This window comes from Pseudoalteromonas undina (assembly GCF_000238275.3).
Classification (GTDB): Bacteria; Pseudomonadota; Gammaproteobacteria; order Enterobacterales; family Alteromonadaceae; genus Pseudoalteromonas; species Pseudoalteromonas undina.
In genome coordinates this window covers 516,100-536,194 of the sequence record NZ_AHCF03000004.1, presented here as the reverse complement: position 1 = coordinate 536,194, position 20,095 = coordinate 516,100, and the positions used below count along the sequence as shown (strand labels likewise).

General features: G+C 38.0%; 18 protein-coding genes. 12 read left to right on the top strand and 6 right to left on the bottom strand.

Translation table 11 applies throughout. The features are described 5' to 3' along the window. The first annotated feature begins 88 nt into the window (after positions 1-88). Entirely contained in the window at positions 89-508 is a 420-nt protein-coding gene (locus PUND_RS17285; RefSeq protein ID WP_041709321.1) for an MAPEG family protein, read from the top strand. Positions 509-552: 44 nt separating this feature from the next. Here the strand turns inward: PUND_RS17285 and PUND_RS17280 are convergent, their stop codons facing one another. After that, positions 553-1,296: a peptidylprolyl isomerase gene (locus PUND_RS17280; RefSeq protein ID WP_010389028.1), complete on the bottom strand. Its 744-nt coding sequence runs from the start codon at positions 1,294-1,296 to the stop codon at positions 553-555. Positions 1,297-1,590: 294 nt separating this feature from the next. On the opposite strand from PUND_RS17280, the gene PUND_RS17275 reads away from it, so the two are divergent. Continuing rightward, entirely contained in the window at positions 1,591-1,782 is a 192-nt protein-coding gene (locus PUND_RS17275; protein WP_010389030.1) for a hypothetical protein, read from the top strand. An 80-nt stretch (positions 1,783-1,862) separates the two neighbouring features. Then, on the top strand, positions 1,863-3,482 hold the full coding sequence (ushA, locus tag PUND_RS17270; protein WP_010389033.1) for a bifunctional UDP-sugar hydrolase/5'-nucleotidase UshA: 1,620 nt from the start codon (positions 1,863-1,865) through the stop codon (positions 3,480-3,482). A gap of 129 nt (positions 3,483-3,611) precedes the next feature. Here ushA and PUND_RS17265 read toward each other — a convergent pair whose 3' ends face one another. Both PUND_RS17265 and PUND_RS17260 read right to left on the bottom strand, forming a co-directional pair. Continuing rightward, positions 3,612-4,556 (bottom strand): Rossmann-fold NAD(P)-binding domain-containing protein, encoded by a 945-nt coding sequence (locus tag PUND_RS17265; protein ID WP_010389035.1) that lies wholly within the window; start codon positions 4,554-4,556, stop codon positions 3,612-3,614. After that, positions 4,556-5,425 (bottom strand): type 2 periplasmic-binding domain-containing protein, encoded by an 870-nt coding sequence (locus PUND_RS17260; protein WP_041709394.1) that lies wholly within the window; start codon positions 5,423-5,425, stop codon positions 4,556-4,558. The genes PUND_RS17265 and PUND_RS17260 overlap by 1 nt, the downstream gene beginning before the upstream one ends. Positions 5,426-5,661: 236 nt before the next feature. Between PUND_RS17260 and PUND_RS17255 the strand changes: the two genes are divergently transcribed. The 3 genes from PUND_RS17255 to PUND_RS17245 all read left to right on the top strand — a co-directional run bounded on the left by PUND_RS17255 (position 5,662) and on the right by PUND_RS17245 (position 13,243). Then, positions 5,662-6,516 (top strand): S1/P1 nuclease, encoded by an 855-nt coding sequence (locus tag PUND_RS17255; protein ID WP_010389040.1) that lies wholly within the window; start codon positions 5,662-5,664, stop codon positions 6,514-6,516. A gap of 43 nt (positions 6,517-6,559) precedes the next feature. After that, positions 6,560-9,766 carry a TonB-dependent receptor gene (locus tag PUND_RS17250; protein ID WP_010389042.1) on the top strand — a complete coding sequence of 1,069 codons (3,207 nt, stop codon included), beginning with the start codon at positions 6,560-6,562 and terminating at the stop codon, positions 9,764-9,766. Between the two features lie 327 nt (positions 9,767-10,093). Further along, positions 10,094-13,243, top strand: a complete 3,150-nt coding sequence (locus tag PUND_RS17245) for a TonB-dependent receptor (protein ID WP_010389045.1) — start codon at positions 10,094-10,096, stop codon at positions 13,241-13,243. Positions 13,244-13,291: 48 nt separating this feature from the next. Here PUND_RS17245 and PUND_RS17240 read toward each other — a convergent pair whose 3' ends face one another. Beyond that, the gene (locus PUND_RS17240) at positions 13,292-13,723 is read right to left on the bottom strand and encodes a MarR family winged helix-turn-helix transcriptional regulator (RefSeq protein ID WP_010389046.1); all 432 of its coding nucleotides are present in this window, start codon (positions 13,721-13,723) and stop codon (positions 13,292-13,294) included. A 152-nt stretch (positions 13,724-13,875) separates the two neighbouring features. Between PUND_RS17240 and hmgA the strand changes: the two genes are divergently transcribed. Then, positions 13,876-15,177 carry a homogentisate 1,2-dioxygenase gene (hmgA, locus tag PUND_RS17235; RefSeq protein ID WP_010389049.1) on the top strand — a complete coding sequence of 434 codons (1,302 nt, stop codon included), beginning with the start codon at positions 13,876-13,878 and terminating at the stop codon, positions 15,175-15,177. A 7-nt stretch (positions 15,178-15,184) separates the two neighbouring features. Next, complete coding sequence (maiA, locus tag PUND_RS17230) at positions 15,185-15,814, top strand: maleylacetoacetate isomerase (RefSeq protein ID WP_010389052.1); 630 nt, start codon at positions 15,185-15,187, stop codon at positions 15,812-15,814. Here the strand turns inward: maiA and PUND_RS17225 are convergent. After that, on the bottom strand, positions 15,811-16,044 hold the full coding sequence (locus PUND_RS17225; protein ID WP_008464346.1) for a TIGR02647 family protein: 234 nt from the start codon (positions 16,042-16,044) through the stop codon (positions 15,811-15,813). The two genes, maiA and PUND_RS17225, sit on opposite strands and share 4 nt — an antisense overlap. 104 nt (positions 16,045-16,148) lie before the next feature. Between PUND_RS17225 and PUND_RS17220 the strand changes: the two genes are divergently transcribed. Continuing rightward, on the top strand, positions 16,149-16,451 hold the full coding sequence (locus tag PUND_RS17220) for a DUF1496 domain-containing protein (RefSeq protein WP_010389054.1): 303 nt from the start codon (positions 16,149-16,151) through the stop codon (positions 16,449-16,451). A 97-nt stretch (positions 16,452-16,548) separates the two neighbouring features. Continuing rightward, positions 16,549-16,860 carry a VF530 family protein gene (locus tag PUND_RS17215; RefSeq protein ID WP_010389056.1) on the top strand — a complete coding sequence of 104 codons (312 nt, stop codon included), beginning with the start codon at positions 16,549-16,551 and terminating at the stop codon, positions 16,858-16,860. A 40-nt stretch (positions 16,861-16,900) separates the two neighbouring features. Here PUND_RS17215 and PUND_RS17210 read toward each other — a convergent pair whose 3' ends face one another. After that, positions 16,901-18,529 carry a diacylglycerol kinase family protein gene (locus PUND_RS17210; protein WP_010389058.1) on the bottom strand — a complete coding sequence of 543 codons (1,629 nt, stop codon included), beginning with the start codon at positions 18,527-18,529 and terminating at the stop codon, positions 16,901-16,903. A 321-nt stretch (positions 18,530-18,850) separates the two neighbouring features. Between PUND_RS17210 and PUND_RS17205 the strand changes: the two genes are divergently transcribed. Both PUND_RS17205 and PUND_RS17200 read left to right on the top strand, forming a co-directional pair. After that, positions 18,851-19,375 (top strand): sigma-70 family RNA polymerase sigma factor, encoded by a 525-nt coding sequence (locus PUND_RS17205; protein ID WP_010389060.1) that lies wholly within the window; start codon positions 18,851-18,853, stop codon positions 19,373-19,375. Further along, the gene (locus tag PUND_RS17200; protein ID WP_010389062.1) at positions 19,372-20,055 is read left to right on the top strand and encodes an anti-sigma factor; all 684 of its coding nucleotides are present in this window, start codon (positions 19,372-19,374) and stop codon (positions 20,053-20,055) included. Before PUND_RS17205 ends, PUND_RS17200 begins: the two co-directional genes overlap by 4 nt. Positions 20,056-20,095: the final 40 nt, after the last annotated feature.

Here is a 20,095-nt window from a genome sequence, read left to right as displayed (position 1 = left end):
AATTAATACTATGCTACTAATTAGCACTTAATTATGTAACACATTGTGAATAACAATCGAATACTCAAAGAAAATAATAAGGTAAGTTATGGAAAAGATAATAATAATGGCCATGTTTGTGCAGGTAACACTTTCATTAGTTGTTATGGTGGTTATGGGAAAACGTCGTTTTGCAGCGGCTAAAAATAAACAAATACAGTTAAGCGACTTTGCTGCTATGCGCCTCGATAATGCAGGCGATCATGTGAGAGTAGCGGATCGTAATTTTAGCAATCAATTTGAAATACCTGTGCTTTTTTATGCGGGATGTTTACTTGCTTTACAGCTTAATATGGCAAGTGTCCCTATCGCAGTATTGGCGTGTATATTTGTAGCCACACGCATTATTCATAGCCTCATTCACCTTGGTAGTAATCATTTAAGAGCCCGTTTTAGAGTATTTTTACTAGGCTGCTTATCTGTATTTGTAATGTGGTTTTTGCTATTGCTGGGTGTACTTTTAAACTAAAAAATAACAGCGAATTTAATAATTCGCCGTTATTTTTTTAAAGTTTACTTAGCACGTTTTAAGCGAGGTGCTACTAGCAATAGTGCACCTAATAACCATGCCATACTGCCACTAGAGTCTGACGTTTTTGGTGGTGTAACTTCAACGTTATCAATTAATGTATTCTCTTTTGGTGTTAAGTTTTGTGCTGAATTAGGATCATCATCAAGCACAACCACACTTTGAATTGATACCAAGTTTTCATTACTAATGATTAAGTTTTCATCTGAACATTGCTCTTTAGTAACACCAACTAATGGCATCTGAGAACAATGAACTAAGGCAGCAATTTTATCTAAGGTTTCTTGGCTTTGCGCAGTGACTTGTCCGAATACTGTAAATCCACCATTTTGCAAATCTAAGTTTTGGCTATTATCACTCATGTTAAAAAACCATTGGCTAGTAGCGCTGTTTTCATTACCGCCCTGCTTTGCCATAGCAATTGTCCCTTTAACGTTTGAATAAACAGGTTCGTTTATTACCGCAGGCTTAGTTGTAATTGGATCCATTTCATCAGAAAAAGTAAAACCCCCTCCTTGAATAACAAACTTATCAACAGAGCGATGTATAACCGTTTGATTGTAGGCGGCATCATCAACATAACTTAGGAAGTTTTCTACTGTTTTAGGTGTTTGTTGATCAAACAAGTTAATTTCTATCGTTCCTTGGCTCGTCTGCATTTCGACTATGGTTGCTACGGTTGAAAAACTTGCTGCAGTTAAAATTGACGCTAAGATAAGCTTCTTCATTATTTTTCCTATTTTTTATTGTCATTAGGCGTCATAGAGTAGTGTTATTCATTTTATAAATCGATACATAAGTACTTAACGCTACAATTCATAGCAAATCAATTACACCATAGTTACAACTGTTTACATTTTAATTTTAAACATGTTATGGGTAGTTAATTGCCTGAGTGCCCTAGTGTGCATCACGGTTACTCTTTCTAATGAATTTTAAACCTAGCAAGGTACTTAAAAAGCCCCTTATCAATCACTTTTTTTTTGTTATTATCAACTCACAAAGTGATAGGAGTAAATATAATGACTAACAACACGACTATTTGTGACTTTGGACTACACCAAGGTGAACCTTACACCCAATTGCCCGTTAGCTTTTTGAAGTGGATGATTGATGTTAATCATCAAAAATCTCAATATGCACGAGATGAACTAGCACGAAGAAACAGAGTTGTAGAACAACAGCGTGAAGCCTCGCTGGCTGAAAAAACATAAAGAAGTGCGTTTTTTTAACCTCGAACTAGTTTAAACTAGCCACCTACTAGATTGAGCTTTTATTCATCGATAGGTATTTTATGCGTACACTTATTTTTCTTGTTTTTTTCCTTGGTTTATCTGGCTGTGCCAGCGACTCTGTCAATAAACCTGCAGCACAATATTTAACAGTTCTTCATACCAATGATAACCATGGTCGCTTTTGGCATAACGAAAAAGGCGAATATGGTATGGCTGCGCGTAAAACTTTAATTGACCAGCTAAGAGCAGATGCAAAGGCACAAGGACATCAGGTGTTATTATTATCAGGTGGCGATATTAATACCGGCATCCCTGAATCAGACCTGCAATTTGCTGAGCCCGATTTTAAAGGCATGTCGAAAATTGGCTATGACGCAATGGCATTAGGTAACCACGAGTTTGATAATCCATTAAGTGTATTAAAACAACAACAGCAATGGGCTAACTTCCCTCTTTTATCTGCCAATATTTTCGATAAACAAACTAACGAAACTATTTTTGAGCGCTATAAAATATTTAATAAAGGCGGCTTAACCATTGCCGTTATTGGTTTAACAACCACAGACACTGCTAAAATTGGTAACCCGCAATACATTGGTCACTTAGATTTTAAAGATCCGGTTGAAATAACCGCCTCACTTACACAAACATTAAAAACAAAATATAACCCTGACATTACCATTGCGGTAACGCATATGGGCCATTATGTAGATGCTAATTATGGGATCAATGCCCCTGGTGATGTCACACTTGCTCGTTCTTTAGATAAAAACGCCCTTGATATGATTATTGGTGGCCATTCCCAAGAGCCAGTGTGTATGGCTGCTGAAAATGTTACTGATGAGCACTTTAAACCGGGTTTAGCCTGTAAACCAGATCAGCAAAATGGAACATGGATAATGCAAGCCCATGAATGGGGCAAGTATGTGGGAAAAGCGGAGTTTAAATTGGAAAGTGGCCAATTATCACTGCTCAGTTATCAATTATTACCCGTTAATTTATACGTAGATAAAAAGCAAAAAGACGGGAGCGTAAAATCCGTACTTTCAGCAAATTACATTAAACCAGATCCAGAACTGCAAACCTTTTTAGCGGCGTACCAACAAAAAGGAGCAAAGCAAATTGAGGGTAAAATTGGCTTCGTCAATGACAGACTTGAGGGAGATCGCAACAAAGTACGCTTTGAACAAACAAACCTTGCGCGCGTCATCATCCAAGCACAAATAAACACCGTGGGTGCGGATTTTGGTATTATTAGTGGTGGCGGTGTTCGCGATAGCATTAATGCAGGTGACGTGAGCTATAAAGATATACTTAAAGTACAACCTTTCAAAAATCGTGTCGCCTATATCGACTTCAAAGGCAGTGATATTTTAACCTATTTAAACGTTGTGACACGTTTTCCACCCGACTCTGGGGCTTACATGCAATATCATAACTTAGCATTTGAATTGAAAGGTGAGCAGGTAACTAACGTGTTCATTGCTGGAAAACCGCTTGATATAAGCAAAACATACCGCATGAGTATTAATGAATATAACGCTTCAGGTGGCGATAGTTATCCAAAAATTACACAAATGGCAGGTTTTGTAAGCACTGATGAAACTGACTCGCAAGCTTTAAAGCGATTTTTTGCTGAACATAGCCCCGTTGATGCTCGTGAATTTGCACCTAAATAATCTAATGTGAACAGCGAAGAGTGTCATTAAAATGCTAATGACACTCTTCATTAAACTTTATGTGAGAGCAAAGCTAGTTAATCAAACATTTCAGCCCACAAATCACTCACCCTAAACGATAAAACTAAATTACTTTCCTATTATTTCTATATTGCCTTGGCTAACATTTACTAAGCCATAGCTGTGCATCCGTGAACGAGAGCCCTCTCCAAATGCCTTTGGCGGATAATACAACTCCTTCTGCTCTGGGCAATCATTTAATACATCATCTAGCGCCGCACGTATTTCGCTTAAGGTTTTTTCTAAACTGTTATTAAAGTTTGGCCGTTTTCTAATAGTATGCCCGAGTTCAACTAACCGATAAAAGTACTTATTTGCAAGTTCTAGCAACTCCTCGGGCACATTTTTATTATGGTTAAGTTTAACCTCTGGATTATTAGTACAAAATTCAACAAGTGCTAAATAAAAACATAGTGGCTTATTTGCTAAGGCTACTTGTTGATCAGGATAATAACTATTGGATAATGTTTTACTTTTTAAATCAATCACGAGTGTTAATGACTTTGATTCTGGGGCAATTGAGTCTTGCTCAGTACCTAGTTTTTTATTTTTTTGATAAGTAATACTCTGCTTCATCATGAACATAAGTAATACACTAATACCAAAAAGTAGTATATAAATAGTCACTACATCAGCCGAAAAATATGCTTGCTTTAAAGATAAAACAATAAACACCACGCTATTATTACTATTTAGTTTTCGAATAAACTCATCGGCTTTCAAGGATAAGTTAAACTCGTGCTTTGGCACTATCGAAATCACCTGTATACCCGTACCTTGAATCTGAGCATTTACTGTTTGAATATAATGCTGTAAAGCCGCTTTATTACCCGAGTGCTTAAGCAGCTCATTTGATAAATCGAGCAAAGGTAAGTCTAAAGCGATTTGTTTTTCTATTTGGGTTATTTGTAACTTGTTTACCTGTTGCTGTTTATGTGTTGTTGAAATATAAAACACGACAGAAAAAACGATGAATAATATAAAAACACCTAATGACGATACAAGCTTTCTCATTACGACTCCCCTATAAAGGTAACGGGGTAATTATTACATTGCCAATATGGCTCAACATCTTGATAGTATCGAAACGATTGTTCTTTAGACATACTTAGTAAGTGAGACTGCACAGCACATAGTAAATCGGTATTGTTATGCTGCATTTTTAAGTACCAACGGGTACCTGCAACATTACTGCTTATAGGGGTAATATAATTTTTTGAGAAGCGCTTACTATCATTTTCTCTCCAAAAGGAGGCAATAAGATCAACTTGCCCGTTCGCCAATAATTCCCTCAATTCATTATGTGAGCTGGCATAGGTTATTTTTAGCTGAGCAATATTAAGCCCTAATTGCTTAAATGTTTGTTTTGGTAAAATATGCCCAGAGCGGCTAGTTGGATAATCTAGCAGGCCTATTCTTTTGTCTAAAAAATACTGTTTAGTGATCAGTGGCTTTTCTTTTGAAGATATAAAGAACGCGGTGTAATCTGAAAAGCCCACCACGGGTTGATAATTGTAAGTAGTCTCAGCTCTAAACGCTTCCATAATATTATTTTTAGCTAAAATTAAATCCGCAATACCTTTTCCTACAAACTCTAAGCTATCCACTGTTCTGTAGCCCCAATAACCAATCACAGACCCATATTGCTTTGCCACGACTTTATCGTCACACAGGTTTTGAGTGAGCAATTGAGCAACATACTTTGAGGGGGTAAATACTATAAGCTGATTTTGATTAGCTGTTGTCGTTGTTTGACATGTCGTTGATGTTTTTATCATCACAGGAAAGACTATTTCTTTTTCACCCACAACTAAGTGACCTGCAAACCAACTAAACAACAGTGCTATAAACATAAATGTAACAATTGCCGTTTTATGCAACATTAACTTTTTAATATTCAAAAAACACCGATTTAAAATAGAGTAATAACTCATTTGAACAATTTTATTTACTTATTACAATAGGTAATTTTACCCATCAAACTCAAGATATTGATTTTAAAGAGCATTAAATAGGAAAGTATGAATTTTATTGAGTCCTTTCTATCATGATGAAAAGTGAGGACAATTGACCTTATAAGCTTTTACAAATTAGATATCACACTTACTAGGATGCCTCGATGCAGATAAATGTAAAATATTCGCTTTCATTAACACTATTAATTAGTGCAATATTTGCAAGCACAGACTGTAATGCTTGGGGGCAAAATGGCCACCGCGTCGTTGGGAAAATTGCAGAGTCGCACATAAGCGAAAACACTAAAACTGCACTTATTCCTTATCTTAATGGTGAATCTTTAGCACAGGTTTCAACATGGCCAGATGAAATGCGCTCTGCACCAGGTGATTTTTGGCAAAAAAAATCATCACGCTGGCACTATATTAACGCAGATGACGATGCAAAATTCAGCTTTAACCACGAACACACTGAACATAAAGAATCAGTAACAAACATATTAGAAGGCATTCACTATTCAATTAAAGTATTGAAGGATGACAAAGCAAGCCTTGCAGCCAAGCAGTTTAGTTTACGTTTTTTAGTGCACTTAGTCGGCGACAGCCATCAACCATTTCATGCAGGTAGGGCTGAAGATAGAGGCGGTAATCGCATTAAGGTTTCTTTCTTCAACCAACAAACCAATCTTCATAGCTTGTGGGATACTAAGCTAGTAGAAAATGAAAATTTATCTTTTACTGAATATGCTCAATTTATAAATACCAATAACAGCGAACTAATTAGCGAGTATTTACACAGTACGCCAACAAGTTGGCTTGAAGAGTCACATAACCTTGCTTTACAAATATACAAATCAACAGATGAGAATATTAGCTACGACTATATTTTCACTAACACCCCTATTGTGAAAACCCGCTTGCAACAAGCTGGTATTCGCTTAGCTGGATTGTTAAATACATTATTTGATCCTACTAACAAGAAATCAAAAATGGCTTTAACACAGCAAACCAAAAAATAAATTCAGTTTCTAACTTAAATCATCTAAATGGGAAATCAACATTATGACTAAGCTTCGCCTTTCGAAATTAACTGGAGCAGTAATTCTTGCTCTAGGAGTTTCAACAAGCGCTATGGCTGCTGACACCTCGTCTGCAATGCGTGGTAAAATAACCACACCTTCAGGTGCGAGCGCTGCAAACGTTAAAATTAAGGTCGTTCATCAGCCTACCGGCACAATCAGTGAGCTAACCACCAATGAAAGTGGTACTTTTATAGCCAATGGTTTACGTGTTGGTGGACCATATACAGTGATCATCGACTCTGATACGTTTAACGATACCACCGTTGAAAACATCTTTTTAAACCTTGGCGAAACTTACCGATTAACGTCGCAATTAGCACCACTCAATATTGAAAAAATTGAAGTGTCTGGTTATAAAATTGTCCAACAATCGGGTGGTTCTAGCAGCACGTTTGGTGAAGATACCATCAACAACATGCCTAGCTTTAATCGTGACATTAAAGACATCGCACGTTTAAACCCACTTGCTAGTATTAATGGTAGCGGCGAGCTAACCTTTGCCGGTAGCAACCCACGTACAAATGGTTTAACCGTAGATGGTATTGGCCAAAATGACGACTTTGGTTTAAGTTACGGCGGCTACCCTACTTCTCAGCCCCCTGTAGCCCTTGATGCGATTGAGCAGATCTCTGTTGATGTTTCTCCATTTTCAGCCTCTAAAGGCAACTTTGGTGGTGGTACTATTAACGCGGTAACTAAGTCAGGTACTAACGAACTTAAGTTTTCTGGTTTTTACGAAACATCAACACCAGATATTGCTGGCGATGTAGACAGTATTTCTCAAGTGTTTGCTGATAACCGCCCTGTTTTAGATGACGATGGTCACCGTACATACATCGTTGAACAAGTAGAACCTAACCAAACTGAAAAACGCTACGGTTTTAATGTTGGCGGCCCACTTATAGACGATACCTTATTTTACTTTGTTAACTACAATAAATGGTCAAGCGAACTAGATTTAGATTATGGTTTTGAAGGTTCAGGCGCAACCAACGAATACGATGTGAGTGAAGAAAGCTATAACCGTTTCCTTAATATTCTAAATAACGAATACGGCTTAACAGACTCTCTTGGAGGCGACCCTAAAGACACCAACGAAACATTACTTGTAAAATTAAGCTGGAACATTGCTGATGATCATCGCTTAGATTTTACCTATCAGTGGCAAGATGACAAAGATGAAACAAACTTTGGTACTGGTGGCACATCAGTTCAGTTTGCATCAAGTCGTTATACCTACGCAACCAAGTTTAATAACTTTGCTACCAAGCTATATTCAGATTGGAACGAAGACTTTTCAACTGAAATCGGTATTGCATACAAAGATGTATCATCGAGAAGTTTAACAAATTCTGATATTGGTAGCGTTAAAGTTGAAGAATACTTCCGCGGACCTTCTTATAACTTTGGTACCGATGAGTTTCGCCATGCAAATAGCTCAGCAACAGAAAATTTAACACTTTCTCTTGATGCCACTTATTTAATGGACGAGCATGAAATTAACTTTGGTATGCAATATGAGTCGTTAAACTTATACAACCTTTTTGCAGCTAACTCACTCGGTTCATGGGAATTTGATAACTTTAATGGTTTCGAAAATCGTGAAGTAGGTAACTACAAAGGAAAGTACGATTTTAGCTACAGCAATGCCTTTACAAATAACCCTAATGACACCGCTTACGACGCAACCCGTAATCAATTAGCACTTTACATTGAAGATACTTTTTATGTTGGTGATGATTTAGAAGTAACAGCAGGTGTTCGTTATGAGCGTTTATCTTCTGATGATAAACCAACACTCAACGAAAACTTTTTAAACACCTATGGCTTTAGCAATCAAGAAAACCTCGATGGGTTAGATATTATTCTACCGCGTATTGGCTTTAAGTATTACGCTACAGAAGCATTAACAGTTAACGGTGGTGTAGGTCGTTTCCAAGGTGGTATCCCTAACGTTTGGTACAATAACTCATTCCAAAACGATGGCATTACTTTTGTAGATGCACCTCAAAGTGCTATTAACGATTATTATGCTAATAATCAAGCTGATATCACTCAAGTACCAGATGCCATAAAAGGCACTTTAGTTCAAGGTGCAGGTAGCACAAACTATGTTGACCCAAATTTTGAACTACCGTCAAGCATCCGTGCACAACTTGGTTTTGAGTACGACTTTGATTCTGAGTTATTAGGTGAAGGCTTTAAATGGCAAGCAGAAATTGCTTATCACAAAAAAGAAAACGAAGCTGTGTGGCATAACACCGCCATTAAACCTGTAGGTGTAGCGGCAGACGGCGAACGTATTATCTATGAAAGTATTTACAGCGGTGACTTAGCTGATAACTTCGATATCGCAATGACTAACTCAACTGATGATGGTCGTTCTGTTATTATTTCAACAGCACTTGCTAAAGAGTGGGAAAATGGCCTTTATATTTCAGCAAGCTATGCACATCAAGATGTAACAGAAGCGTCTTCAGGTTCTTCATCACGTGCACAAAGCAACTATCAGTACAATATCACTAAGAGCCGAAATGAAGACTTTGCTGCCCGTGGTGCATATGAAGTAGAGCATAGCTTTAAAGTTAATTTAGCGTATAACACTGAGTTCTTCAGTGGCTATGCCACAAGATTTAATGTGTATTTTGAACGTCGCTCTGGTCGTCCATTTAGCTATACTATGGGTATGTATCAAGATAGTGACTTAGGTGATACGCGTGACTTTTATTCAAGCTCAGCTTATTTAGCGTATATTCCAACTGGTGCAGATGATGCAAACGTAAACTGGGATGAATCAGGGCTATCATGGAGTGAACTTGAGACACTACTTAATAGAGCGGGTATTTCTGAGCGAGGTCAAATCTTAGACCGTAACTCAGGCACGCAACCATGGGTTACCACTATGGATATTAGCGTTAAACAAGAGATCCCAGGTTTTGCAAAAGGTCATAGCGGTGAGGTTTACTTTATGATTGATAACTTTGCCAACTTATTAAACAGTGACTGGGGCGTAGAAAAGCGCTTAGGTTTCTCTGACCAAGCAGTTTACGACTTTGGCGGCTTAGACGATCAAGGTCGTTATATAATTGATAGCAGATTTAATGGCGCTGATGTTCGTAACTATAGCCAATATCAAACTAGCTCATCAGCTTGGCAAGCTAAAATCGGTGTTAGCTATAAGTTTTAACCTATAACTTGCACATCAAAAGCTCATAAAATTAAAAAAGCCATTACATGCATGTAATGGCTTTTTTTATGGAAAAAATAACTTTTCATCTGTTTGTCATAAAAACTACTTACTATCTGCACGGTAAAATATTGAAACATAGATAAAATGCTAAATTTCAAAAATAAAGTGTTTTATAATAAAAAAATTACAGTTGTATTTTATTTGTAACAAACAAATAAGGTACACTATGTAAGTATTTTGGATTAAGTGTATTTTGCGGTCGCTTAGTCCAAAATTAAAATAAAAAAGCTATTAAAAGTTTATTTAACTACACGGGAAAATAAAATGAAAATTCAACTTCGCAAAACAGCTCTGTCACTTGCTATAGCAGCATGTGTTGGTGTGAGTGGTGCTGCAATTGCAAACGAAACAACTTCTGCAATTAAAGGGCAGATTATGGGCCCTAACGGTAACCCTGCTGCCGGCACTAAAGTAACAATTTTACATGTGCCTTCTGGCTCTGTTAAAACAACGCAAGTAAATGACGCTGGTTACTTTACTGCTAAAGGTCTTCGTGTTGGCGGCCCTTACAAAGTAATCGTAGACTCAGACATCTACGCTGACCAAGAGTTCAATAATATTATTTTGAACATTGGTAGCGACTACCCTGTTAATACTTCACTTGAAAATATCTCAGATATTGAGCAAATTGTTGTTACAGGTCGCCCTATCAGCACTATGTCTGGTGGTACGGGTCCTGCTTCAACATTTACGTTAAGCGATCTTGAAAATCAACCAGCTATTAACCGTGATTTAAAAGATATTATTCGTATTGACCCTCGTGTTGCTATCGATGATAGCCGTGGTTCAATCAACTGTGGTGGTGGTAACCCACGCTTTAACAGCTTAACCCTTGATGGCGTTCGCATGAACGATAACTTTGGCTTAAGCTCAAACGGTTACCCTACAATTCGCGCTCCATTCTCTTTTGATTCAATCGAGCAAGTAGCAGTAGAATTAGCACCATTTGATGTTCAATATGGTGGTTTTACATCATGTAACATCAATGCAGTTACCAAATCTGGCGGCAACGACATTCACGGTGGTGTATTCTACGATTACACTAACGATTCAATGAAAGGCGATAAGATTGAAGGTAATGACGTTGATAACGGTGACTTCAGTGAAAAGCGTTATGGTTTCAACGTTGGCTTACCACTAATCAATGATACGCTTTTCTTATTCACCTCTTACGAAAAACTTGAAGGTGTTAAACAGTTTAACTATTCATCTTTAGTGTCTTCTGCAGAAATTGATGAAATTAGACAGATTACACGTGATGTTTACGGTTACGAAGCCGGTGCTACACCAGCAAGCTCACCAGTAGAAGATGAAAAAATCTTAGTAAAATTAGATTGGAACATCAACGATGATCACCGTGCTAACCTAATTTATAACTACAATGATGGCTTTACCTTATCGCAATCAGATGCAGATGGTGATGAGCTTGCATTCGACAGCCACTTTTATGAGCAAGGTGCTGAGTTTACTTCAATTGTTGCATCACTTTACTCTGATTGGAATGATGATTTCTCAACTGAAGTTCGCTTAGGTAAATCAGAGCTTGACGCTCGTGTTCAATCTTTAGACGCGGCAAGCAGCTTTGGTGAGTTCCAAATCAATACTAAAGCTGCCACTGTTTACGTAGGTCCTGATGACTCTCGTCAATCAAATGATTTAAACTACGACACCACAACAGCTAAGTTCTCAGGTACTTACTACCTTGATCAACACACGATTACTGCTGGTTTTGAGTATGAGAAGTTAGAAGTATTTAATCAATTCGTACAGCATACTGAGGGTGAGTGGCGTTTTGCATCTATCGATGATTACAAGGAAGGTATAGCAAGTGCTGTGTATTACAATAATGCAGCAGGCACAAATGATCCAACAGATGCAGCTGCTAACTTCGCTTACTCACAAAATACATTCTATGTACAAGATGAATATAGCTTTTCAGATATCGATGCATCATTAACATTTGGTCTTCGTTATGATAGTTATTCAAGCGATGACAAACCAGCATTAAACCAAAACTATACTGATCGCTACGGTTTTAGTAACCAGTCAACGTTTGACGGTATTGATTTAATTCAACCACGTGTAGGTTTTGAGTGGTATGCAACCGATGCACTAGAAGTGCGTGCAGGTGTTGGCTTGTTCTCAGGCGGTAACCCAAATGTATGGTTGTCTAACTCATATTCAAATGATGGCATCACAAATATCGGAGCTAGAATTGGCGATATCAGTAACTCTTACGTAGTAGGTACTGGTGACGATGCTAAAACATTTGTAGATTTATTTGATACACCGAATGTAAACGGTGGTACGCCAGGTTATGACGTTCCACAAGATATGTTTGATAAAGTAGCGAATACTGAAATTGGTTCAGGTGATGCTACAACAAATGCAGTAGATCCTAACTTTGAAATTCCATCAGAATGGAAATATTCGATTGGTGCAACCTACACTACTGAAAACGATTATGTAATTGCTCTAGATTACCTTTACACTGATAAGCGCGATGCAGCGACATTACGAGATATCGCACTTCGCCCTACTGGTGAAGTAAGTTTTGACGGTCGTCCTTTGTATGAATCAATTGAAGGTCGTGATGGCGAGCTATTATTAACTAATGTTAACGGTGATAGCGGTTCATCATCAATTATTTCAGCAGCAGTAAGCAAAGCATTCGATAACGGCGTAAGTATGCAGTTCTCTTACGCTTACACTGATGCTGATGATGTAAACCCAATGACTAGTTCTGTAGCCAGCTCAAACTACGGTAACCTAGCAACATCAAACCCGGGTAACCCTGGCGTGGCTTCATCTGATTACGAAATCCCACATCGCTTTACATTAAACCTAGGTTATAAGCATGAGTTCTTTGATGGTTATAACACTCGCTTCAACCTATTTGGTGAAGCATACAAAGGTTTACCTTATAGCTTCACATTTAACGGAAGCGATAGTGCATTTGGTGACGCAAACTCTAATCGCTCGCGTCAATTGCTATATGTACCGCTTGAAAACGATCCTAATGTGATCTACGACATGAGTGCTGATGAAATCAACGAGTTTAACGACTTTATCGCATCTGAAGGTCTTAAGCGTGGTGAAATCGCAGGTCGTAACCAACAGAACTCTGATTGGTTCGTTAAATTTAACTTTAAAATTACTCAAGAGTTACCAGGCTTTATGGACGGCCATAAAGGTGAAGCATTCTTCGTAATCGATAACTTAACTAATATGTTAAACGATGACTGGGGTGTATTAAGAAAAGGCTCATTCGTAGGTAATAGAATGCTTAAAGTTAAAACGAATGATCAAGGTCAATACGTCTACTCAGACTTCAGTGCACGTAGTGCTGAGCAATCTGTACAACGCGATGCCTCTTTATGGGAAATGCGTGTAGGTGTTCGTTACACGTTCTAATTTGATTAATTAAATTAGTCTATTTAAAAGCCCACTTTGTGGGCTTTTTTATGCCTGTAATTTATTTTTTAATTTTTCAAAAATAGCGATTAACTGGCTTTGTTCATCATCCGACAAGCAGCTTAATAATGCACGCTCCCACTGCAATGCCTGTGGCGTTATTTTTTCATACAAAGCCATGCCCTTATCAGTTAACATTAAAAATGCAGCGCGCTTATCATACTTATTTAACTCACTATAAATAAGCCCTTCATCTATTAGCGTTTTTACTGCCCTTGATACTGTCGACTTATCCATATCTGCTTGAATACATAACTGTTTTGCTGTGCTTTGGCCTGAGTGCGCTAAATTAGCCATTATTCGCCACTGAGGAATAGTTAAATCAAACTCTTTTTTATAAATACTCGAAAAATCATTACTTACCTGTGTTGCTAAGTGTGTTATTTGATAGGGTAAAAATGTCGTTAAATCTATTTTCATATTGAATCACTTATTTATTTACATACGACTTTTATCTGTTCACTTTTATTTACAACGGTCATAAGCAGTGTATTTGATATTAGTCTCACTTGAGAGTATCTTAGCGTAAATAACAAAAACATAACACTCCCCCACTTTCACAGGAGTCTGTAATGGCGACACGATTAAACTACATGACCGGCTTTGGCAATGAATTTGAAACCGAAGCGCTGCCTGGTGCATTACCGATTGGGCAATTCAGTCCGCAAAAAGTAAAATATGATTTATACGCGGAGCAATTCAGTACCACTGCATTTACCGCTCCGCGCTCTGATAACCGCCGCACTTGGATGTATCGTATTCGCCCATCGGTTGTGCAAGGCGATTATACAGCCATAGACAATGGCTTAATTAGAACCGCTCCCATTACCGAAGTACCGACTCCACCAACTATGCTCCGCTGGGATCCAATTGATATACCAGCAGAACCCACTGACTTTATCGATGGCTTAATCACTATGGCTGCCAATGGCAGCGCGAATGGGCAAGCCGGTATTGGTATTCATGTGTATGTCGCCAATAAATCCATGGACAAGCGCTTTTTTTATAATGCCGATGGAGAAATGTTATTTGTACCGCAACAAGGTGAACTACTACTTAAAACAGAACTTGGGCATTTAACTATTAAAGCCGGCGAAATTGCCGTTATTCCGCGTGGTATTAAATTTCAAGTAATGTTACTAACCGACACTGCCCGTGGCTATATTTGTGAAAACTACGGCCATGCCTATGTCCTTGCTGAGCGCGGCCCTGTGGGTGCCAACGGTTATGCGAATGATCGTGACTTTCACTATCCAGTAGCGGCTTTTGAAGATATTGAGGGTGATTTTGAACTGATTGCTAAATTTAATGGCAATATGTTTCGTTGTGATATTGGTCATTCTCCTCTGGATGTTGTTGCTTGGACAGGCAATAGTGCGCCTTATAAATACGACTTAGCTCGCTTTAATGTCATGAATACCGTTAGCTTTGATCACCCCGACCCTTCAATTTTTACCGTACTCACTTCACCATCGGGTACTGAAGGCGTTGCAAATATCGATTTTGCTATTTTCCCACCGCGTTGGATGGTGGCTGAAAACACTTTCCGCCCGCCTTACTATCACCGTAATATTATGAGTGAGTTTATGGGCTTAATAGAAGGGGTATATGATGCAAAAGAGCATGGCTTTGTGCCAGGTGGCATGAGCTTACATAACTGTATGTCGCCGCATGGTCCTGAAGCAGACGTATTTGAAAAAGCGTCAAACGCCGATTTAGAGCCACAACGCTACGATAATACGTTGGCGTTTATGTTTGAGTCACGTTATGTAATATCGCCGACTAAATACGCATTAGAAGGTAAAGAGCGTCAAGCTAATTACACTGATTGCTGGCGCACAATCAAAAAATACTTTAATGGCAATCAAGGATAATAAGATTATGAAGCTTTATACTTATTTTCGCTCATCTGCAGCGTATCGTGTTCGAATCGCATTAAATCTAAAAAATATTGATCATCAATTGGTACCTGTTAACTTATTAAAATCAGAACAACAAAGCACAGATTACTTACAGAAAAACCCTCAAGGGCTGTTACCGGCTTTAGAAACAGAAGACGGCGTATTAGGTCAATCTCTAGCAATTTTAGAGTACCTTGAAGAGCAATACCCTGAAACACCATTATTGCAAGGTAATGCATGGCAAAAAGCACACATTCGCAATTTAAGTTATGCAATTGCCTGTGATATTCATCCTATTGATAATTTACGGGTGCTAAAATATTTAAGTAGTGAACTCAATGTCGATGATGAAGCAAAAAATAAGTGGTACCGACACTGGGTTGAAGTTGGTTTTGAAAAAATAGAACGCATGCTTGATAGCAAAAATACATTTTGCGCAGGCGAGTCGCCAAGCTTAGCTGATGTATGTTTAGTGCCGCAGGTATTTAATGCCATTCGTTTTAAAGTAGATATGGCTGCCTACCCTAAAATAGCAGCCGTTTATCAGCGTTGTAATGAGTTGGCCGCCTTTATTGATGCAGCCCCAGAAAATCAACCCGACGCAAACTAACTTTTTAACGCACTGTGTATTACAGTGACGTGCTCAATTAAGTCTAAGCCCAGATCAGTTAAATAACCACCATCTGGGCTATCAATAACGCCTTTATCAAACAAACGTTGTGCTGCGCTCAGTAAAGCGGGTTCAGCATCTGAATGGAGTTTAATGCCCTGCATTTTGCTTTCGCGTGGGAATTTGGCAAGTAGTGTAAATTCGTCAATCATCGTTTGATTAAATAGCATATGTGTTCACCTTTTTATTGTTCTGTGTTTTACTAAAGTTGTCTTACTTACCCTAGCATGTTTTTTTGCTAAGTGTAGTTATTTTAAACACCTTGAGGTTATTCATGCGTTATTATTTTACTTTTATGATTGCTGTTTTATGCTTGTGTTTTTCAGCTTTAAGCTACGCTAACACAATACAAACGCTTCCTATTGTTGATGTTACCCAGCTTATAAACACTAATACTGAGTGCTGGTATGATAATAAACGCTATAGCGAAGGTGCCATACTGCAAGTTCATTCTGTTACCCTTATTTGTGCTGCTAAATACCCCCAACATAACAACAGTCAGTTAATTTGGCTAAAGCTCGATAAACAAGGTAACCTTATTTATCCTAAGAAGCCCTCTACTATTACTGTAAATTAATCAAGATTAACAATCTGGGATTTGTCAGCCATCTCTAAACTATTAAGATGCGGTGGGATACGCTACAATACATGCAGTTTAAAAAAGCAGTGTGACTATGAATAATCAACCAAAAAACCCGCTTCATGGGGTAACTTTAGAGCAAATTCTTGTTGAACTAGAACAACGTTTAGGCTTCAAAGCAATGGGCGAGCAAGTAAATATCAAATGTTTTACAGATTCGCCAAGTATAAAATCAAGCTTAAAATTTTTACGTAAAACGCCTTGGGCAAGAGATAAAGTAGAAGCGCTTTATATCCATACCATTAATAACAAGCCGTTACGTAAGCCTAGAAATAAACCGACTAAGCAGTCAGAATCCTCACAACCTGATACATCAGGTTTTGTATGGCCTTCTATTAAAAAATAAAAGGCTCATAAAATAACAATGGCGTAATACATACGCCTTTCTAATCAGGTGTTTGCTCTTGGCATATTACATTTAACGACGCAGGGTTAATGCTCACCACCACTTTATCTGCAGATTTAACCTCGCCATCAATCACGTAATTTAGCGTTTCACCTGCGCTTATTTCTACACGTTTTGCATTGGTATAATGCGAGTTAATAGCAAGATGCGTTTGCGTAATACTGCTAAACATCAGCTCAGCAATACTTAATACCGTGGTTTCATTATCTTTGTTTGGCGTTAACCAATTTACATCCAATAACCCATCGCGGTGATCGGGTTGCCCGCCCCCTTGTGCTAATAACGTAGTAAATGGCGCAGCATTTGCCACAATAAAACTATTTGTATTAATAGTCTCAGGCTCATTATCATCTAATTTAACTATTAGCTGTTGCGCTTTATTTTCGCCAAATGAGTGTAAAAAACCATTTAAATAAGCAAGTTGACCTGATTTATTTTTAGACTCTCGATCCGCTTTTTCAATCATTGCATGCTCAAAGCCAATACCAATTAATAATAGCATCAGCTCATCATTACAATACGCGGTATCAATAAGGTTAGCTTGACCATCAATGATTAAATCACATGCTTGCTCAACAGGAATAAATTTAGATTTTATCCCCATTAATACATGAGCGAGTGCATTTGCTGTGCCCAGTGGTATTATTCCTAATCGACAAGAAGTACCTATCAACACACTGGCAACCTCAGTTACAGTTCCATCGCCACCACAAGCAATAATAATATCGGGGTGGCTTTCTATAGCCTGTTTAGCCAATGTAATGCCATTTTGTTCTGGCGTAGTTTTTAAAATGGTTAAATCGTAATACGCAGATAAACGCGCAACAATTAAATGCTCTTTTTCAGACCACAACTTAGTGCCTGAAACCGGATTAGCAATTAAGTACGCTTTGTTTTTTATCAGTAGCTCCCCCTTACGGTGGCGCTTAACTAAATGGCGTAATTGGCGTTTGTTAAGGTTCGCAGTTTCACGTGTTTCTTTTATTTGTGCAAGAATATCATGCACATCCGCATCTTTATTTTGACTCAATAAATATGCCGCCATAACAAACACCGAGCGTCCACGCCCTAATGCACAATGCACCACAACACGACGGTCTTTTTTAATATGATGATGTATCCAGTTAATGGCTTGGTTTAACTGTGAGTGTGTAGGCACACTGTGATCAAGAACAGGAATATTTAAATAATCGATATTTTCTTGGGTAGATGTCCATTCAAGGCCATCAAATTCACAGGTAACGTCCAAAATAGCGGTAATGCCATTTTCTTTCAATGTGTCTATATCAGAGGGGAATAAACGACATGCTAAAAATAGGTTATCATTTATTTGCTGAATAGGCGGTACTTTGTCACGCTTACGTGACCACGCATTATAAATTTGCGCACCTAATAAAAAAGGCACAAAGGCCCAGCGAATGTAAAAAGGGATAACGCCATTTTCGCGTTTTCTAAATACTTTCCCTGCGTTGAAAAAATAAGCGCCGCTGACTAATAGTAGCGAAAGTGCGGTCCAAAAAAACGCAACTGCAAAGTAAATGGAGTTAACCGTTAATCCCAATACTATAAATACCAATGCTGTTACAAGATAACTTACTGCAGCCCACATAATTTTTCCTTTTTATTGGTGTTACACTTTTAAATGATCATCATATCCAGCAATCATTATGCCATTAGTAAACTTAGGTAGTAACTTAGCTAGCTACCTGCTCTGCATCGATAGTTCTAAGTTAAATCAACATAAGAAAGATTAACATGGTATGCAGTTTTTACATCTCATCGAATAAATTATTCACAGTATGATAAAAGCATACTATGCTCTTTGATTGCTATCTATATAAAAAATTTTGATAAATTTTAATTTTCAACTTTTTGCATCTAAATATCGTGTTTACTCGTTCTAATACTAATAATAAAAAATAGGATAATTATGGAAAATAACGAATTACTTTCTTTGCTGTGTGCAACAGCACAAGGAGACAAACATGCTTTTTCACGTTTATATCAGAAAACGAGCGGCAAACTCTTTGCAATTAGTTTTAATATGTTGTCTAACAGAGCTCATGCTGAAGAAGCACTACAAGATGCGTTTATTAAAGTTTGGCATAATGCGTCTGAGTATAACGCCTCCAAAGGAACTGTAATAAGCTGGATGATTAGTATTATTCGCTACAGAAGCCTTGATCTACTCAGGTATTATAAAGTCCGTAAGGAAGAACCTTTAGCTGAGGATCAACAAGATACTCACACCGTTGATGTCAATTATGATGAAAACACTAAATTAGTCGACTGTATCGAACAACTAGAACCACAACAAAAGCATGCTATCCACCTTGCCTACTACAAAGGGTTAAGCCATAGAGAACTCGTGAATCATATTGACACACCATTAGGAACAGTTAAAAGCTGGATTCGCAGAGGTTTAGTACAGTTACAAAGGTGTTTAACAATATGAACTATAACAAACCAGAATTACTTAACTCGCTTGCTGCAGAGTATGTACTTGGCACATTAACCGGCTTGGCGCGTAAACGTTTTCAGCGACTCATGCTAGTTTCAAATAAAGCGAGAGAAGCGACCAATATATGGGAGCAAAATCTTAATAACCTAGCGAGTGCTATTAGCCCACAAACACCATCAGATGCCACATGGCATGAGATAATGCGGCGTATCGAACATAAACCACAATTAGAAAAATCACAGCTAATAATAAAACCTTCTATTTGGCGTGCATGGTCATTTTTAGCGACCGCCGCATGTATTATTTTAGCTGTTTTAGTTACTCAAGCTACTACCAACAGTAAGCAGACACAACAAATAGCTTTAGTAAAAAATCAAACTGAGCAACCGTTGTGGTTTATAAATGTAAGTAACCATGAGCTCTCTATTAAAGCGAGTAACCAACTAATAGCGCGAACAGATAGAGACTACGAACTGTGGATGATACTTAAAGGGCAAGATACACCTGTCTCCCTTGGTTTATTACCCAAAAATGGCGATAAAACTATTCTCAAAAGTAAACTATTTAAAGCAACCGACATAACATTATTAGCGGTTAGTTTAGAACCCGTTGGCGGTTCACCGAATGGTTTACCTACTGAGGTACTATACACCACAGAATTAGTACTTTTATAAACTGATGCTGGTCGCTTTACTTCAAGCGATCAGCATAAAA

Coding starts and splice junctions, on each gene's coding strand:
- PUND_RS17220 (WP_010389054.1), top strand. CDS start 16,149: ATGCGTTATTATTTTACTTTTATGATTGCTGTTTTATGCTTGTGTTTT.
- hmgA (WP_010389049.1), top strand. CDS start 13,876: ATGGCGACACGATTAAACTACATGACCGGCTTTGGCAATGAATTTGAA.
- maiA (WP_010389052.1), top strand. CDS start 15,185: ATGAAGCTTTATACTTATTTTCGCTCATCTGCAGCGTATCGTGTTCGA.
- PUND_RS17255 (WP_010389040.1), top strand. CDS start 5,662: ATGCAGATAAATGTAAAATATTCGCTTTCATTAACACTATTAATTAGT.
- PUND_RS17225 (WP_008464346.1), bottom strand. CDS start 16,044: ATGCTATTTAATCAAACGATGATTGACGAATTTACACTACTTGCCAAA.
- PUND_RS17260 (WP_041709394.1), bottom strand. CDS start 5,425: ATGTTGCATAAAACGGCAATTGTTACATTTATGTTTATAGCACTGTTG.
- PUND_RS17210 (WP_010389058.1), bottom strand. CDS start 18,529: ATGTGGGCTGCAGTAAGTTATCTTGTAACAGCATTGGTATTTATAGTA.
- PUND_RS17280 (WP_010389028.1), bottom strand. CDS start 1,296: ATGAAGAAGCTTATCTTAGCGTCAATTTTAACTGCAGCAAGTTTTTCA.
- ushA (WP_010389033.1), top strand. CDS start 1,863: ATGCGTACACTTATTTTTCTTGTTTTTTTCCTTGGTTTATCTGGCTGT.
- PUND_RS17215 (WP_010389056.1), top strand. CDS start 16,549: ATGAATAATCAACCAAAAAACCCGCTTCATGGGGTAACTTTAGAGCAA.
- PUND_RS17240 (WP_010389046.1), bottom strand. CDS start 13,723: ATGAAAATAGATTTAACGACATTTTTACCCTATCAAATAACACACTTA.
- PUND_RS17265 (WP_010389035.1), bottom strand. CDS start 4,556: ATGAGAAAGCTTGTATCGTCATTAGGTGTTTTTATATTATTCATCGTT.
- PUND_RS17250 (WP_010389042.1), top strand. CDS start 6,560: ATGACTAAGCTTCGCCTTTCGAAATTAACTGGAGCAGTAATTCTTGCT.
- PUND_RS17200 (WP_010389062.1), top strand. CDS start 19,372: ATGAACTATAACAAACCAGAATTACTTAACTCGCTTGCTGCAGAGTAT.
- PUND_RS17275 (WP_010389030.1), top strand. CDS start 1,591: ATGACTAACAACACGACTATTTGTGACTTTGGACTACACCAAGGTGAA.
- PUND_RS17245 (WP_010389045.1), top strand. CDS start 10,094: ATGAAAATTCAACTTCGCAAAACAGCTCTGTCACTTGCTATAGCAGCA.
- PUND_RS17285 (WP_041709321.1), top strand. CDS start 89: ATGGAAAAGATAATAATAATGGCCATGTTTGTGCAGGTAACACTTTCA.
- PUND_RS17205 (WP_010389060.1), top strand. CDS start 18,851: ATGGAAAATAACGAATTACTTTCTTTGCTGTGTGCAACAGCACAAGGA.